At 55.2% G+C, this 13,283-nt stretch carries 14 protein-coding genes; 12 read left to right on the plus strand and 2 right to left on the minus strand.

From position 1 onward, the window contains the following. Nucleotides 1-111 precede the first annotated feature (111 nt). The 11 genes from AAC621_RS04460 (at nucleotide 112) to AAC621_RS04510 (ending at nucleotide 9,159) form a co-directional block, all read left to right on the plus strand. A complete protein-coding gene (locus AAC621_RS04460; RefSeq protein WP_340252607.1) occupies nucleotides 112-990 on the plus strand; it encodes an HpcH/HpaI aldolase/citrate lyase family protein in 879 nt (292 codons plus the stop codon). Next, nucleotides 990-1,544 carry an NnrU family protein gene (locus AAC621_RS04465; protein WP_340252609.1) on the plus strand — a complete coding sequence of 185 codons (555 nt, stop codon included), beginning with the start codon at nucleotides 990-992 and terminating at the stop codon, nucleotides 1,542-1,544. Before AAC621_RS04460 ends, AAC621_RS04465 begins: the two co-directional genes overlap by 1 nt. Beyond that, a complete protein-coding gene (locus AAC621_RS04470; protein ID WP_340252611.1) occupies nucleotides 1,537-1,752 on the plus strand; it encodes a DUF1737 domain-containing protein in 216 nt (71 codons plus the stop codon). Before AAC621_RS04465 ends, AAC621_RS04470 begins: the two co-directional genes overlap by 8 nt. A gap of 20 nt (nucleotides 1,753-1,772) precedes the next feature. Continuing rightward, entirely contained in the window at nucleotides 1,773-2,804 is a 1,032-nt protein-coding gene (locus AAC621_RS04475; protein ID WP_340252613.1) for a MaoC family dehydratase, read from the plus strand. Between the two features lie 193 nt (nucleotides 2,805-2,997). Then, entirely contained in the window at nucleotides 2,998-3,381 is a 384-nt protein-coding gene (gene sdhC / locus AAC621_RS04480; protein ID WP_340252615.1) for a succinate dehydrogenase, cytochrome b556 subunit, read from the plus strand. Between the two features lie 19 nt (nucleotides 3,382-3,400). Beyond that, nucleotides 3,401-3,772 (plus strand): succinate dehydrogenase, hydrophobic membrane anchor protein, encoded by a 372-nt coding sequence (gene sdhD, locus AAC621_RS04485; protein WP_340252617.1) that lies wholly within the window; start codon nucleotides 3,401-3,403, stop codon nucleotides 3,770-3,772. Nucleotides 3,773-3,797: 25 nt separating this feature from the next. After that, complete coding sequence (sdhA, locus tag AAC621_RS04490; RefSeq protein ID WP_340252619.1) at nucleotides 3,798-5,606, plus strand: succinate dehydrogenase flavoprotein subunit; 1,809 nt, start codon at nucleotides 3,798-3,800, stop codon at nucleotides 5,604-5,606. Nucleotides 5,607-5,632: 26 nt separating this feature from the next. Next, nucleotides 5,633-5,932, plus strand: a complete 300-nt coding sequence (locus AAC621_RS04495; protein WP_340252621.1) for a hypothetical protein — start codon at nucleotides 5,633-5,635, stop codon at nucleotides 5,930-5,932. Between the two features lie 13 nt (nucleotides 5,933-5,945). Further along, nucleotides 5,946-6,725 carry a succinate dehydrogenase iron-sulfur subunit gene (locus AAC621_RS04500; protein ID WP_340252623.1) on the plus strand — a complete coding sequence of 260 codons (780 nt, stop codon included), beginning with the start codon at nucleotides 5,946-5,948 and terminating at the stop codon, nucleotides 6,723-6,725. Nucleotides 6,726-6,947: 222 nt separating this feature from the next. After that, a complete protein-coding gene (locus AAC621_RS04505) occupies nucleotides 6,948-7,796 on the plus strand; it encodes an urea carboxylase-associated family protein (RefSeq protein WP_340252625.1) in 849 nt (282 codons plus the stop codon). 178 nt (nucleotides 7,797-7,974) lie between these two features. Further along, nucleotides 7,975-9,159 carry a type III PLP-dependent enzyme gene (locus tag AAC621_RS04510; protein WP_340252627.1) on the plus strand — a complete coding sequence of 395 codons (1,185 nt, stop codon included), beginning with the start codon at nucleotides 7,975-7,977 and terminating at the stop codon, nucleotides 9,157-9,159. 37 nt (nucleotides 9,160-9,196) lie between these two features. Here the strand turns inward: AAC621_RS04510 and AAC621_RS12260 are convergent, their stop codons facing one another. Beyond that, nucleotides 9,197-9,349 (minus strand): H-NS histone family protein, encoded by a 153-nt coding sequence (locus AAC621_RS12260; RefSeq protein WP_445322487.1) that lies wholly within the window; start codon nucleotides 9,347-9,349, stop codon nucleotides 9,197-9,199. Between the two features lie 277 nt (nucleotides 9,350-9,626). After that, complete coding sequence (locus tag AAC621_RS04520) at nucleotides 9,627-11,594, minus strand: protein meaA (protein WP_340252629.1); 1,968 nt, start codon at nucleotides 11,592-11,594, stop codon at nucleotides 9,627-9,629. Between the two features lie 347 nt (nucleotides 11,595-11,941). Here AAC621_RS04520 and ccrA point away from each other — a divergent pair, with 347 nt between their 5' ends. After that, complete coding sequence (gene ccrA / locus AAC621_RS04525; RefSeq protein ID WP_317656462.1) at nucleotides 11,942-13,237, plus strand: crotonyl-CoA carboxylase/reductase; 1,296 nt, start codon at nucleotides 11,942-11,944, stop codon at nucleotides 13,235-13,237. Nucleotides 13,238-13,283 lie beyond the last annotated feature (46 nt).

Below are 13,283 nucleotides of genomic sequence, written 5' to 3' on the forward strand. Positions count from 1 at the left end.
AGGCGTGCGTAATAAAATTTCTTATAGATGCGTCAAAACGTAACTTGCGGTCGCACGCCCATCCTGCTTTTTATGCTGCAACGCAGAATCAATCAGCCCAAAGGGGGCCATATGTCCGATCCATCCGCACGCAGCGCCCGCCCTTATCGCTCCGTTCTCTATATTCCTGCCTCTAAGGAACGTGCCTTGGAAAAGGCGCAGACGCTTCAAACTGATGCGATTATCTTTGATCTTGAGGATGCGGTCGCCCCTGATGAGAAAATAGCAGCGCGTGACATTCTTAAAAATCGCCTGCAACAGGGCGGCTATGGCAAGCGCGCACAAATCGTGCGGATCAACGGCAGCGACACAGTCTGGGGCAAGGACGATCTGGTGGCTCTTGCCGCGATTGGCCCTGAAGCGATCTTACTGCCAAAAGTGAACACCGCCGCGGATATTGAGGCGGTTGCGGCCCTACTCGACACAATACACGCAGCGCGGGATACCCAGATTTGGGCGATGATGGAAACGCCACTGGGCATCTTGAATGCCGCCGCAATTGCCGCAGCCCCGCGCATGGCGGGTTTTATCATGGGCACGAATGATTTGGCCAAGGATCTAGGATCGCGCACCAGAGGCGCGATGCATTTCGCGCTGCAATCCTGCCTCATGGCCGCACGCGCCCATGGAATTGTTTGTATTGATGGGGTTTATAACGCCTTCAAGGATGAAGATGGTCTTCATGCCGAATGCCTTGAGGGGCGCGATTGGGGCATGGATGGAAAAACCTTGATCCATCCCGCGCAGCTTGAGATTGCAAATAAGGTCTTTTCTCCGTCTGAGCCTGAAATTGACCTCGCCCGCCGACAGATAGACGCCTATGATGCCGCCATCGCGCGTGGCGAGGCAGTCGCGGTTGTAGATGGTAAGATCGTTGAAAACCTCCATGTCGAGACAGCCCGTGCCATGCTTGCAAAAGCAGAAGCAATTGCAGAATTGGAGCAAATTTAATGGGCTATCTCCTTCTCATCCTTGGGCTTGTCCTGTTCGCGGGCGGGCATTGGGTCAAACGGCTTGCACCTGATTTTCGTGCCAACATGGGGGATCCTAAAGGTCGGCTGATCCTGACCTTTGCGATGCTTGCAGGTGTTGTGCTGATGATCATCGGCTATCGTGCAGCACCCGTTGTGCAGATTTGGTCACCCCCAGCCTTCTTTACCCATATCAACAATCTTTTGGTGCTGATCGCGTTTTGGCTGTTCGCGCTTTCGCACATGTCGGGCACCCTCTCGGCCCGCATCCGCCACAAACAACTGTCTGCGATTAAGGCTTGGGCTATTGCCCATATCTTGGTGAATGACGATTTGGCCTCAATCATTTTGTTTGGGGGAATGTTGGCTTGGGCCGTGGCCTCAGTCATCATCATCAACCGCCAAGGTCGCGATTGGGTGCGTCCCGCCAATCCAAGTATCGTCAAGGACATCTTGGCCCTTGTCATCGGGATCATCGTGATGGGAATTGTGGGCTATATCCACACATTACTGGGGTATTTCCCCTATGGCTGAGGCAAACGTAATTTATAGACTTCTTACCGAAGAGGACACATCGGCCTTCTGCCACAAAGTGTCAGATGCGCTAGCGAAGGGATGGGTGCTCTATGGCAGCCCATCTTACGCCTTTGATCCAAGCACCAACAAAATGCGCTGCGCGCAGGCAGTGACGAAGACAATCGCAGATGCCTATCACGCCGATATGAAACTCGGTCAGCAATAAACACGCAAAGGAATGGCGGCATGAAAACCAATTCTGGCAATTTTTTCGAGGATTATCGCCTCGGCCAAGTGATTGAGCATGCCGTTCCACGCACAGTTTCGGGTGGAGAGCGGGCTCTCTATCACGCGCTCTATCCTGCACGCCACGCGTTGCATTCCTCTGATGCTTTTGCCCAATCCTGCGGGCTAGCTCAAAGCCCATTGGATGACCTGATCACCTTCCACATCGTCTTTGGCAAAACTGTGCCAGATATTTCGCTCAATGCCGTTGCTAATTTGGGCTATGCTGAGGGGCGGTTTTTGCAGCCCGTTTACGCAGGTGACAGCCTGACCTCAAAAAGTCAGGTCATTGGCCTCAAAGAAAATTCCAATGGTAAATCTGGCGTGGTCTATGTGCGCACACAAGGCAGCAATCAAAATGGCGATGTGGTGCTTGATTATGTGCGTTGGGTCATGGTGCGCAAAAACAATCTTGATGCCGCCGCACCAGAAACCGTGATCCCAGATTTGGCAAAGGTCATTGCACCAGACGATTTGGCTATTCCCCAAGGCCTTACCTTCGCCAATTACCCGACCACTCTGGCAGGAGAGCCGCATCTTTGGGGGGATTATGAAATTGGCGAGGTGATCGACCATGTGCACGGCGTCACCATCGAGGAGGCCGAACATATGATGGCCACCCGCCTTTGGCAGAATACGGCCAAAGTGCATTTTGACGCGACCTTCCGCGATGACGGCCAGCGATTGATCTATGGGGGACATGTCATCTCCATGGCGCGGGCTTTGTCCTTTAATGGCTTGGCCAATGCGCAGATGATTGCAGGCATAAACGCGGGCGCCCATGCCAACCCATGCTTTGCAGGCACGACAATCCGCGCATGGTCTGAAGTGTTGGACAAAGCTGAGACTGCATCGCCAGATATCGGCGCGCTGCGCCTTCGATTGGTTGCCACCAGCGCGGCAGGCACCGCAGGACAGCTGCGCGATGAGGCAGGAAAATATCTGCCCCATGTGTTGCTTGATCTGGATTACTGGACACTCATGCCACGCTGAGATTCCATAGAAATTTAGTGATCACAGGATTTCTAAATGTGATCACAAAGGGTCAACTGCGGCAATAAATCACCTAATTCTGCCCTTAATTCACCTGTTAGCGTTCACTCTCCCCGTGACAGGGGCGAAAATTCGGGTATGGATGGTCGTTGAACAGACGACCAGACCAAGACAACCTGAGAGGGTTCCCAGAATGGCAGACGTAAATCGGGGCAGTCGCCCTTTGTCGCCGCATTTGCAGATTTATCGCAAACAGCTCAATTCCGCGACATCAATCCTAAACCGCATCACGGGTATCGCGATGCTTGGCTCGGCTTTGCTTATCGTTTGGTGGCTATTTGCCGCAGCGACAGGGAAGGCCTATTTCGATCTCGTAGACGGGCTGATGACATCGTTGCTTGGAGATGTTGTGATGACGCTTTCCGTATTGGGGCTGTGGTATCACACGCTTGGCGGGCTGCGTCACCTGATCTGGGACACTGGTCGCGGGCTAGAGCTTGAGGCAGCAGATCGCATGGGATGGGCCATGATTGTGGGCGCGGTGGCGCTGACCATTCTCACCCTCATCTTTGTCTAAGGCAGGAAAGGCATAGGTTATGAAATTCGCAACAGACCGCAAACGCGTGATCGGCCTTGGATCTGCCCGCTCAGGCACAGAACATTTTTGGACAATGACCCTCACCTCGGTGGCGCTCATGGTTCTGACCCCGCTTTTCGTGTTCACCTTCGGGCCACTTTTGGGCCAGCCTTTTGACGCGGTGATCGCAGCCCTCGGTCATCCGCTGCGCGCGCTGATTATCGCGCTGATGTTGATCGTGGGCCTGCACCATTTTCGCCTCGGCATCCAAGTGGTGGTTGAGGATTACACCGGCGGTTTGACCCGCAAAGGCCTTCTCATCGCCTTTTCGATCATCTCCTACGGGCTGATGGCGATCGGGCTTTTCGCGATTGCAAAACTCGCGTTCTGAACAGACAAACAGGAGCAGACGGAACATGACCGCTTCCTACGAAATTCATCACCACAGCTATGACGTTGTCGTTGTTGGCGCGGGCGGATCGGGCCTTCGTGCGACCTTGGGTATGGCAGAACAGGGTCTTAAGACTGCCTGTGTGACCAAGGTTTTCCCAACCCGTTCTCACACTGTTGCGGCACAAGGGGGCATCGCAGCCTCGCTTGGCAATATGGGGCCTGATAGTTGGCAGTGGCATATGTATGACACAGTCAAAGGGTCGGACTGGCTTGGCGATACGGATGCGATGGAATACCTCGCCCGTGAAGCGCCCAAGGCGGTTTATGAGTTGGAACATTACGGCGTTCCATTCTCGCGCACCGAAGAAGGCAAGATTTATCAACGCCCCTTTGGCGGCCATACCACCGAATTCGGCGAAGGCCCGCCCGTGCAGCGCACCTGCGCCGCCGCAGACCGTACAGGTCACGCGATTTTGCACACACTCTACGGCCAGTCGTTGAAGAATAACGCGAATTTCTACATCGAATATTTCGCAACTGATCTGATCATGTCTCAAGACGGTCAGTGCCAAGGCGTTCTGGCTTGGAAATTGGACGATGGCACGCTGCACGCCTTCAATGCCAAGATGGTCGTTCTGGCCACAGGCGGTTATGGCCGCGCCTATTTCAGCGCAACCTCAGCGCATACCTGCACAGGCGACGGCGGCGGCATGGTCGCGCGTCATGGTCTGCCCCTGCAGGACATGGAATTCGTTCAATTCCACCCCACGGGGATTTACGGCGCAGGCTGCTTGATTACGGAAGGCGCGCGCGGCGAAGGCGGCTATCTGACCAACTCAGAGGGCGAGCGGTTCATGGAGCGCTATGCCCCAACCTACAAGGATCTAGCGTCACGCGATGTGGTTTCACGCTGTATGACAATGGAAATCCGCGAAGGCCGTGGCGTTGGTAAGGAAAAGGATCATATCTTCCTGCACCTCAACCACCTGCCGCCCGAAACCTTGGCAGAACGTTTGCCCGGCATCTCGGAAAGCGCACGGATTTTTGCAGGCGTGGACGTAACACGCGAACCAATCCCCGTGCTGCCGACTGTGCATTACAATATGGGCGGCATCCCCACCAATTACTGGGGCGAGGTCTTGAACCCCACCAAGGACAATCCCGATGCGGTGGTTCCTGGCCTGATGGCCGTGGGTGAGGCAGGCTGCGCCTCGGTGCATGGTGCCAACCGCCTTGGATCAAACTCGCTGATCGACCTTGTAGTCTTTGGCCGTGCTGCCGCAATCCGCGCAGGCAAGGTTGTCGATCCTAACACCCCTAACCCTGCGTTGAACCAAGCCAGCCTTGATGCAGCTTTGGCTCGCTTTGATGGGTTGCGCCATGCGAAGGGCACGGTCGCCACAGCCGAATTGCGCCTTGAGATGCAGAAAACCATGCAGGCCGATGCGGCTGTTTTCCGCACCGATAAGACCCTTTCGGAAGGGTGCGCAAAAATGGAGGCGGTTGCCGCCAAGATGGATGACCTATCAGTCACCGATCGCAGCCTCGTGTGGAACTCAGACCTGATGGAAACATTGGAACTGACCAACCTGATGCCAAACGCCTTGGCCACCATCGTCTCGGCTGAGGCGCGGAAAGAGAGCCGTGGTGCACATGCGCATGAGGATTATCCCGACCGCAATGACAAAACATGGCGCAAACACAGCCTTGCGGTGGTTGAGGATCAAAAAGTGGCGCTCGATTATCGCCCCGTTCATCTTGACCCGCTGACCACGCATGAAGAAGGCGGGATTGACCTCAAGAAAATTGCCCCGAAAGCGCGGGTTTACTAAGGGAGAATGCGGTGGGACTGCAGGCCATGATACGCACTAGGCCCCTCCTTGCTGTGGCGCTGATGGCCGCATGCACGCCCCCCGCACCGCCCACATTGGCGCAGGCCGAAGCACAATGCCGCCAACGCGCAGACGCGGCGACACGACCGCAAACCCAGATTGCGGTCGGTGTTGGCACTGGCGGCACATCTGCGGGTATGCAAATCGGCCTTTCCTCAGACTACCTCGCAGGGCGAGACCCCGGAGATGTCTACACCACCTGCGTTATCAGATTGACGGGCCAAGCGCCCGAAACACCCCTCTACCCCGAAACGGGCAGCCAGTGAGACGGAGACGACCATGGTAGAACTCGCACTTCCAAAGAATTCACAGATCACAACGGGCAAAACTTGGCCCAAGCCCGAGGGGGCTACAAACCTGCGCAAATTCCAGATTTACCGCTGGAATCCCGATGACGGGCAAAACCCCCGTGTCGACACCTATTGGGTGGATATGGACAACTGCGGGCCGATGGTTTTGGACGCGCTGATCAAGATCAAAAACGAGATCGACCCAACGCTCACCTTCCGCCGTTCGTGCCGCGAGGGAATTTGCGGGTCTTGCGCGATGAATATTGACGGGATCAACACACTGGCCTGTATCTATGGCATGGATGAGATCAAGGGCGATGTGAAAATCTATCCGCTGCCCCATATGCCCGTGGTCAAGGATTTGATACCCGACCTGACCCATTTCTACGCGCAGCACGCCTCGATCATGCCTTGGCTTGAGACGAAAACGCAGCGCCCTGAAAAGGAATGGCGCCAATCCATCGAAGACCGCAAAAAACTGGATGGGCTCTATGAATGTGTGATGTGCGCTTCCTGCTCCACCTCCTGCCCTAGCTATTGGTGGAACGGCGATCGCTACCTTGGACCAGCCGCGCTTCTGCACGCCTATCGGTGGATCATCGACAGCCGTGACGAGGCCACGGGCGAGCGTTTGGACGAGCTGGAAGATCCGTTCAAACTCTATCGTTGCCACACGATAATGAACTGCACCAAAACGTGCCCCAAAGGCCTAAATCCCGCCAAGGCTATCGCCAATATCAAAAAGATGATGGTGGAACGGCAGTTATGAGGTGAAAGAAAAAGGGGCCCAAAGGCCCTTTTAGTTTTCAGCACTATGTTGACAGAAAATAAATTTGTGGCCGCTCATAGGTATCCGAAATCACATAAATCAAATCCGCGTAGCTCAACATCGCATAAAAAGCGCCTTCTTGCTCAAATACCACTTCTCCACTTGAGACGGAGAATTGCACTGTGAAATTACAACTGCCCAAGTAATGCAGGAGGGAGCACTATGACAGACCATATAACGGCCCCAAACGATGCCGAGGCGCGCCGCACGGTGGCGCCTGTGATCTGCTATCCCACCGACAGCCTGCCCGCGCCCGACCCCGTCCGTATGGCGCGCGCGCGCAAGCATTGGCGCAAAACGGCCGAGGTGCTGATCCCCCCGCGCGAAGCGGCCTGTTTCGAGGTGAAGGCAGGGCAATCCTTCCGCATCTCCCTGCCGCAAGGGGCACAGGTGGGGGATCTCAACCTATGGAATGCGCATGACCTGTCCGAGCGGTTCTTTTCGGGCAAAACCCGCGCCATCCATGGTAGCCATGTCAGCACGGGCCACACGCTTTATTCCAACCTTCCGCATCTGCGCGCCATGGCCCTGATCCTTGAGGACAGTTTGGCGTGGTATGGGCGCGATGATTTTGGCGGCGCGGTGCATGATGTGATCGGCACGCGCTGCGACCCCTATACGCATAACCTGCTGTCTGGCGGGCAGTATCACCACTGCTGTCATTCCAACCTGACCCGCGCGCTGGCCTCACATCGCGGCCTATCTTTGACCGAGGCCGAGATGGCGGTGCATGACGTGCTCAACGTGTTTATGTGCACAGGGTTCACCCGTGATACGGGCCAATATTTCATGAAGGCCACGCCCGCGCGCGCGGGGGATCATCTCGATTTCCTTGCCGAGATCGATCTTTTGGGTGCGCTCTCTGCCTGTCCGGGTGGGGATTGCGGGGCGGAGCATTCCTCTGACAGCGCCACCTGCCACCCGATGTTGGTGGAGGTGTTTGACAGCGAGTTGACCGCTGATTTTACCCCCCGCCCCGCCAATGGTTACGACCGCAGCCATGGTTTGTGAGGCGGGCTGCAAAAAACTTCTTGCTATTTGATCGCAGGTGATGCACACGCCCGCGCACAGACGCCAACGCACGCGCCTCTGGCGAGGTGGGCTAGCACCCACGCGGTTAATGTAGCGACGGTAACGTCTCCCTTGGAACGTCTGGTCGAGTTTCGGCCCATGTCTATTGGAGATGCCTATGAATGCTACATTTGCCGAGCCTTCGGTTTGCGCAGCTATTTCTCAACCCGTTGATCCCAATGCCCGTCTGTTGGGCTATATCCGCAGCACAAACTTTGATCGCCCAACCCTTGTTCTGGATCTTGAGCGGATCGAAGCACAGTATCACGCACTCAAAGCGGGCTTGGGCCATGCGGATATTCATTACGCGGTCAAAGCCAATCCTGCGCCTGAAATCTTGGCCCGTCTTGTAGGTCTTGGCGCGCATTTTGACGCGGCGTCTCGCGCCGAGATTCAGGCCTGCTTGGCCCATGGCGCGCGGCCTGCGCATATCTCTTATGGCAACACGATTAAGCGCCCTGCCGATATTGCCTATGCCCATGCGCAAGGGATCACGCTCTTTGCCGCCGATGCGGTGGAAGAGTTGGACAAAATTGCGACCCATGCCCCGAATGCCCAGGTTTATATCCGCGTGATTGTCGAAGCCTCGGGTGCCGATTGGCCGCTGACACGCAAATTTGGCACAAGCCGCGAAACTGTATTGGGCCTGATCGAGCACGCCCACGCCGTTGGTTTGACCCCGCGCGGCCTGTCCTTCCATGTGGGCAGCCAGACCCGTGATCCGATGATGTGGGCTGATACGCTTGATCAGATCGCCGCCGTTTGGCACGCCGCACAAGCCGCTGGGCATGGTTTGGACTTGCTGAATATCGGGGGCGGTTTCCCCGCCTTTTACGGCGATGACATCCCACACCCCACCGCATATGCCCGCGCCGTTATGGATCAGGTTCACGCCCGCTTTGGGGATGTGGCGCAGATCATGGCCGAGCCTGGCCGCGGTCTGGTCGGTGAGGCGGGCATGATCGCCGCAGAGGTGCTGCTTGTTTCGCGCAAATCAAGCGATGACCTATGCCGTTGGGTTTATCTTGATATCGGCAAATTCTCAGGCCTTGCCGAGACAATGGATGAGGCGATCCGCTATCAATTCATCACAGAGCGCGACCATGAAGTCACGGGCCCCTGCATTCTTGCAGGCCCATCTTGTGACAGCGCGGATGTTCTCTATGAAAAGCGGCCGGTGCAATTGCCGCTTGGGCTGAAGGGCGGAGATAAAATAATTATCCGCGCCTGCGGGGCCTATACATCAACCTATGCATCCGTAGGATTTAATGGCTTTCCACCTTTAGATGTGGTTGCCATTTAAAAGAAAAAGCCGCCCCTTTTGGGCGGCTTTATTCATTTTAGATCGCTAGATCATCCAAAGATTTTCCAGAGTTCAACGCGTCCACAACCCAAAGGGGTTTGCGGCCACGGCCCGTCCATGTTTGGTCAGGATTGCTTGGGTTACGATAGCGTGGCGCAACTTTCGCACCCGCTTTACGACCGCCCAACACTCTTCAAGGCTAAACCCAAATTCTTGCGCCGCTTTTTGGGCTGCAATCAGGGCTTCTTTCTTTTTCCGTTTATCAAAGTCTTTAATTGCCGCTGCGACATCTTTTTGAAGTGCGACAAGCTCATCTTTCGACATTTTTGAAAGATCAATAGACATAATGCCTCCAACCCGTTTGGAATTTCAAACTGGCAGAAGGATCAAGCCTGTTATTTTATATTGGCAACAAGAATATATTTAATGCGCGCGCTATAATTATTGAAAATCTAGCGCGTTATTATTCACTCGGCCGCAACGGAACGGGGCTCAACCAAGGCAACGATATCAAACATAATGCGGTTTAATTCGAAATCCTTGGGTGTATAAACCCGCGCCACGCCCATAGACAAAAGGCGCTTTTCATCCGCCTCTGGGATAATGCCGCCGACAACCACAGGTAAATGCCCCAATCCTGCAGCCTCTAAGTGCCCCATTAATTGCTCGATCAGGGGCACATGGCTGCCTGATAGGATCGACAGCCCAATAACATGGGGTTCTTCCGCAAGGGCCGCTTGAACGATTTCCTCGGGCGTCAGGCGGATACCCTCATAGCTGATATCCATTCCACAATCGCGCGCGCGGAAGGCGATTTGTTCTGCCCCGTTGGAATGCCCATCAAGCCCGGGCTTGCCCACCATAAACTTAAGACGGCGGCCCAGTTTATCGCTGAGTGCATCCACGGCAGCACGGATATCCTCCAGACCTTCGGTTTTGTTCGACACAGATTTCGAAACACCCGTTGGGCCACGATATTGACCATGCACGGCGCGCATGACCTCGGCCCATTCGCCAGTCGTCACGCCCGCCTTTGCGGCGTCAATCGAGGCGGGCATGACATTGCGCCCTGCGGTTGCATCATCGCGCAATCGCGCCAAAGCTGCCTCGACAGCGGCGCTGTCACGCGCGGCGCGCCACGCAGTAAGGCGCCCGATTTGATCGGCCTCAACCGCAGGATCAACAACCATGATCCCGCCCTCTTCATCGACCAAAGGCGAAGGCTCTGATTGCGTAAAGCGATTGACGCCGACAACAGTGGTCTCGCCCCGCTCAATCCCCCCCACACGGTCAGCATTCGCTTCGACCAAACGCGCTTTCATGTAATCAATAGCCATGATCGCGCCGCCCATCGAGTCGAGATTGGCCAATTCGGCCCGCGCACCTGATTTCAATTCCTCGACCTTAGCATCAACCACAGGGTTGCCGTCAAAAAGGTCGCCATATTCCAACAAATCGGTTTCATAGGCCATGATCTGCTGCATCCGCATCGACCATTGCTGATCCCAAGGGCGCGGCAGGCCCAAGGCCTCATTCCATGCAGGCAATTGCACCGCCCGCGCGCGGGCGCGTTTCGACAATGTCACGGCGAGCATCTCAATCAGGATGCGGTAGACATTATTTTCAGGCTGCTGCTCTGTCAGGCCGAGAGAGTTCACCTGAACCCCATATCGGAAACGGCGGAATTTAGGGTCTTCCACCCCATAGCGCTGTTCCAAAATTTCATCCCAAAGATCAACAAAAGCGCGCATCTTGCACATCTCGGTCACAAAACGGATGCCCGCATTCACAAAAAACGAGATGCGACCGCAAAGTGCTGGGAAATCTTCTGCTGCAACGCGGGGCTTTAGCGCATCAAGAACCGCAATCCCTGTCGCTAGGGCGAATGCCAGTTCTTGCTCAGGTGTCGCACCCGCCTCTTGCAGGTGATACGAGCAGACATTCATCGGATTCCATTTTGGCACATGCGTATAACAATACTCAGCCACATCTGCGATCATCCGCAGAGACGGCGCAGGGGGGCAAATATATGTCCCGCGCGACAGGTATTCTTTGATGAGATCGTTTTGCACTGTGCCTTGTAGGGCCGCCACCTCGGCGCCCTGCTCCTCAGCCACGGCGATATAGAGCGCCAAAAGCCACGGCGCAGTCGCGTTAATGGTCATTGAGGTGTTCATCTGCTCCAGTGGGATATTCTCAAACAGGGTGCGCATATCGCCCAAGTGGCTGACAGGCACGCCGACCTTACCCACCTCACCGCGCGCAAGCGCATGGTCGCTGTCATATCCCGTTTGGGTCGGCAAATCGAAGGCAACGGATAGGCCCGTTTGGCCTTTGGCCAGATTGCTCCGATACAGCGCGTTCGAGGCTTCGGCCGTAGAATGACCCGCATAGGTGCGGATCAACCAAGGCTTATCTTTCTGCATCTCGGCCATCAGCGCCCTCCAGATTCGTCTTTAGCAATATCCTTACTCAAATAGAGGTATATGGAAAACTTTATGTCTCTGTCAATTCGCTGCAATGCAGAATGAAGGCGCGTACTCATCAGCCCACAATAATTTACAATAAAATCAATATATTGAAGAAAATCTACCTATGATCTCGCAAAGCTGATGCGACTAAAATGGCGATCCGCCATGCCTCGTGAGACATTTTATTTCTCAAATTTGTATTTTTATTTGAATTGTTGCGCAGCCCTTGCTATTCAATGCTGCAATAGCACATCAGCGATTCCGCATCGCAGCACCACACGCCCCTTGGGGCGCAATTTACGGAGGCCCCAATGGCTTTGGACAGCAATCAGACGCCCCTCTATTACGAGGCGCCCGAAAAAGACCTCTATGATATGGGCGAGATGCCTCCGATGGGATATGTGCCGCCAAAAATGCACGCATGGGCTATCCGGAAAGAGCGCCACGGCACGCCCGACAAAGCGTTTCAGCTTGAAGTCGTAGAAACACCCAGCATCGACAGCCAAGAAGTATTGGTTTTGGTTATGGCTGCGGGTGTAAACTATAACGGCGTTTGGGCGGGCTTGGGTCAACCGATCAGCCCCTTCGATGGGCATGGCGCCCCCTATCACATCGCAGGCTCTGATGCCGCAGGCATTGTCTGGGCCGTTGGCGACAAAGTGAAATCTTGGAAAGTTGGGGACGAGGTCGTGATCCACTGCAACCAAGATGACGGGGATGACGAAGAATGTAATGGCGGTGATCCAATGTTCTCGCCGACACAGCGCATTTGGGGCTATGAAACCCCCGATGGGTCTTTCGCCCAATTTACCCGCGTGCAGGCTCAGCAATTAATGCCACGCCCCAAGCACCTGACTTGGGAAGAATCCGCGTGTTACACCCTGACCCTTGCCACGGCCTATCGTATGCTGTTTGGCCATCACCCGCATGAGTTAAAACCTGGCCAGAATGTTCTGGTCTGGGGGGCATCAGGTGGGCTTGGTGTCTATGCCATTCAGTTGATCAACACCGCAGGCGCGAATGCGATTGGCGTCATCTCAGATGAAAGTAAGCGCGACTACGTCCTCAGCCTTGGCGCAAAAGGTGTGATCAATCGCAAGGAATTTGACTGCTGGGGTCAAATGCCCAAGGTGAACACCCCAGAATATAACGCGTGGCTGAAAGAGGCCCGCCGCTTTGGCAAAGCAATTTGGGACATCACTGGCAAAGGCGTGAATGTCGATATGGTGTTTGAGCACCCAGGTGAATCGACCTTCGCCGTCTCGACTCTCGTGTGTAAAAAGGGCGGCATGGTTGTTATCTGTGCAGGCACAACAGGGTTCAACTGCACCTTTGATGTGCGCTATATGTGGATGCATCAAAAGCGCCTGCAAGGCAGCCACTTTGCCCATCTCAAGCAAGCTGCAGCCGCCAATCGCTTAATGTGCGAGCGCCGTCTTGATCCGTGTATGTCCGAGGTCATGCCATGGGCCGAGTTGCCCGATGCGCATAACAAAATGCTCAACAACCAACACAAGCCTGGCAATATGTCGGTGTTGGTCCAAGCGCCCCGCACAGGCCTGCGCACCTTAGAAGATGTGCTTGAGGCGGGCCCCAATAAAGCATAGCCCCTCTTTCAGACAAACTAATCCAGAGGCGCGCAGTTTTGCGCGC

It is taken from the genome of Roseobacter sp. HKCC-CH-9208, from assembly GCF_037805125.1.
Classification (GTDB): domain Bacteria; phylum Pseudomonadota; class Alphaproteobacteria; order Rhodobacterales; family Rhodobacteraceae; genus M30B80.

What these genes read in the sequence shown, in the direction of transcription:
- AAC621_RS04460 (WP_340252607.1), top strand. Translation starts at nt 112, where the DNA reads ATGTCCGATCCATCCGCACGCAGCGCCCGCCCTTATCGCTCCGTTCTC.
- AAC621_RS04465 (WP_340252609.1), top strand. Translation starts at nt 990, where the DNA reads ATGGGCTATCTCCTTCTCATCCTTGGGCTTGTCCTGTTCGCGGGCGGG.
- AAC621_RS04470 (WP_340252611.1), top strand. Translation starts at nt 1,537, where the DNA reads ATGGCTGAGGCAAACGTAATTTATAGACTTCTTACCGAAGAGGACACA.
- AAC621_RS04475 (WP_340252613.1), top strand. Translation starts at nt 1,773, where the DNA reads ATGAAAACCAATTCTGGCAATTTTTTCGAGGATTATCGCCTCGGCCAA.
- sdhC (WP_340252615.1), top strand. Translation starts at nt 2,998, where the DNA reads ATGGCAGACGTAAATCGGGGCAGTCGCCCTTTGTCGCCGCATTTGCAG.
- sdhD (WP_340252617.1), top strand. Translation starts at nt 3,401, where the DNA reads ATGAAATTCGCAACAGACCGCAAACGCGTGATCGGCCTTGGATCTGCC.
- sdhA (WP_340252619.1), top strand. Translation starts at nt 3,798, where the DNA reads ATGACCGCTTCCTACGAAATTCATCACCACAGCTATGACGTTGTCGTT.
- AAC621_RS04495 (WP_340252621.1), top strand. Translation starts at nt 5,633, where the DNA reads ATGATACGCACTAGGCCCCTCCTTGCTGTGGCGCTGATGGCCGCATGC.
- AAC621_RS04500 (WP_340252623.1), top strand. Translation starts at nt 5,946, where the DNA reads ATGGTAGAACTCGCACTTCCAAAGAATTCACAGATCACAACGGGCAAA.
- AAC621_RS04505 (WP_340252625.1), top strand. Translation starts at nt 6,948, where the DNA reads ATGACAGACCATATAACGGCCCCAAACGATGCCGAGGCGCGCCGCACG.
- AAC621_RS04510 (WP_340252627.1), top strand. Translation starts at nt 7,975, where the DNA reads ATGAATGCTACATTTGCCGAGCCTTCGGTTTGCGCAGCTATTTCTCAA.
- AAC621_RS04520 (WP_340252629.1), bottom strand. Translation starts at nt 11,594, where the DNA reads ATGGCCGAGATGCAGAAAGATAAGCCTTGGTTGATCCGCACCTATGCG.
- ccrA (WP_317656462.1), top strand. Translation starts at nt 11,942, where the DNA reads ATGGCTTTGGACAGCAATCAGACGCCCCTCTATTACGAGGCGCCCGAA.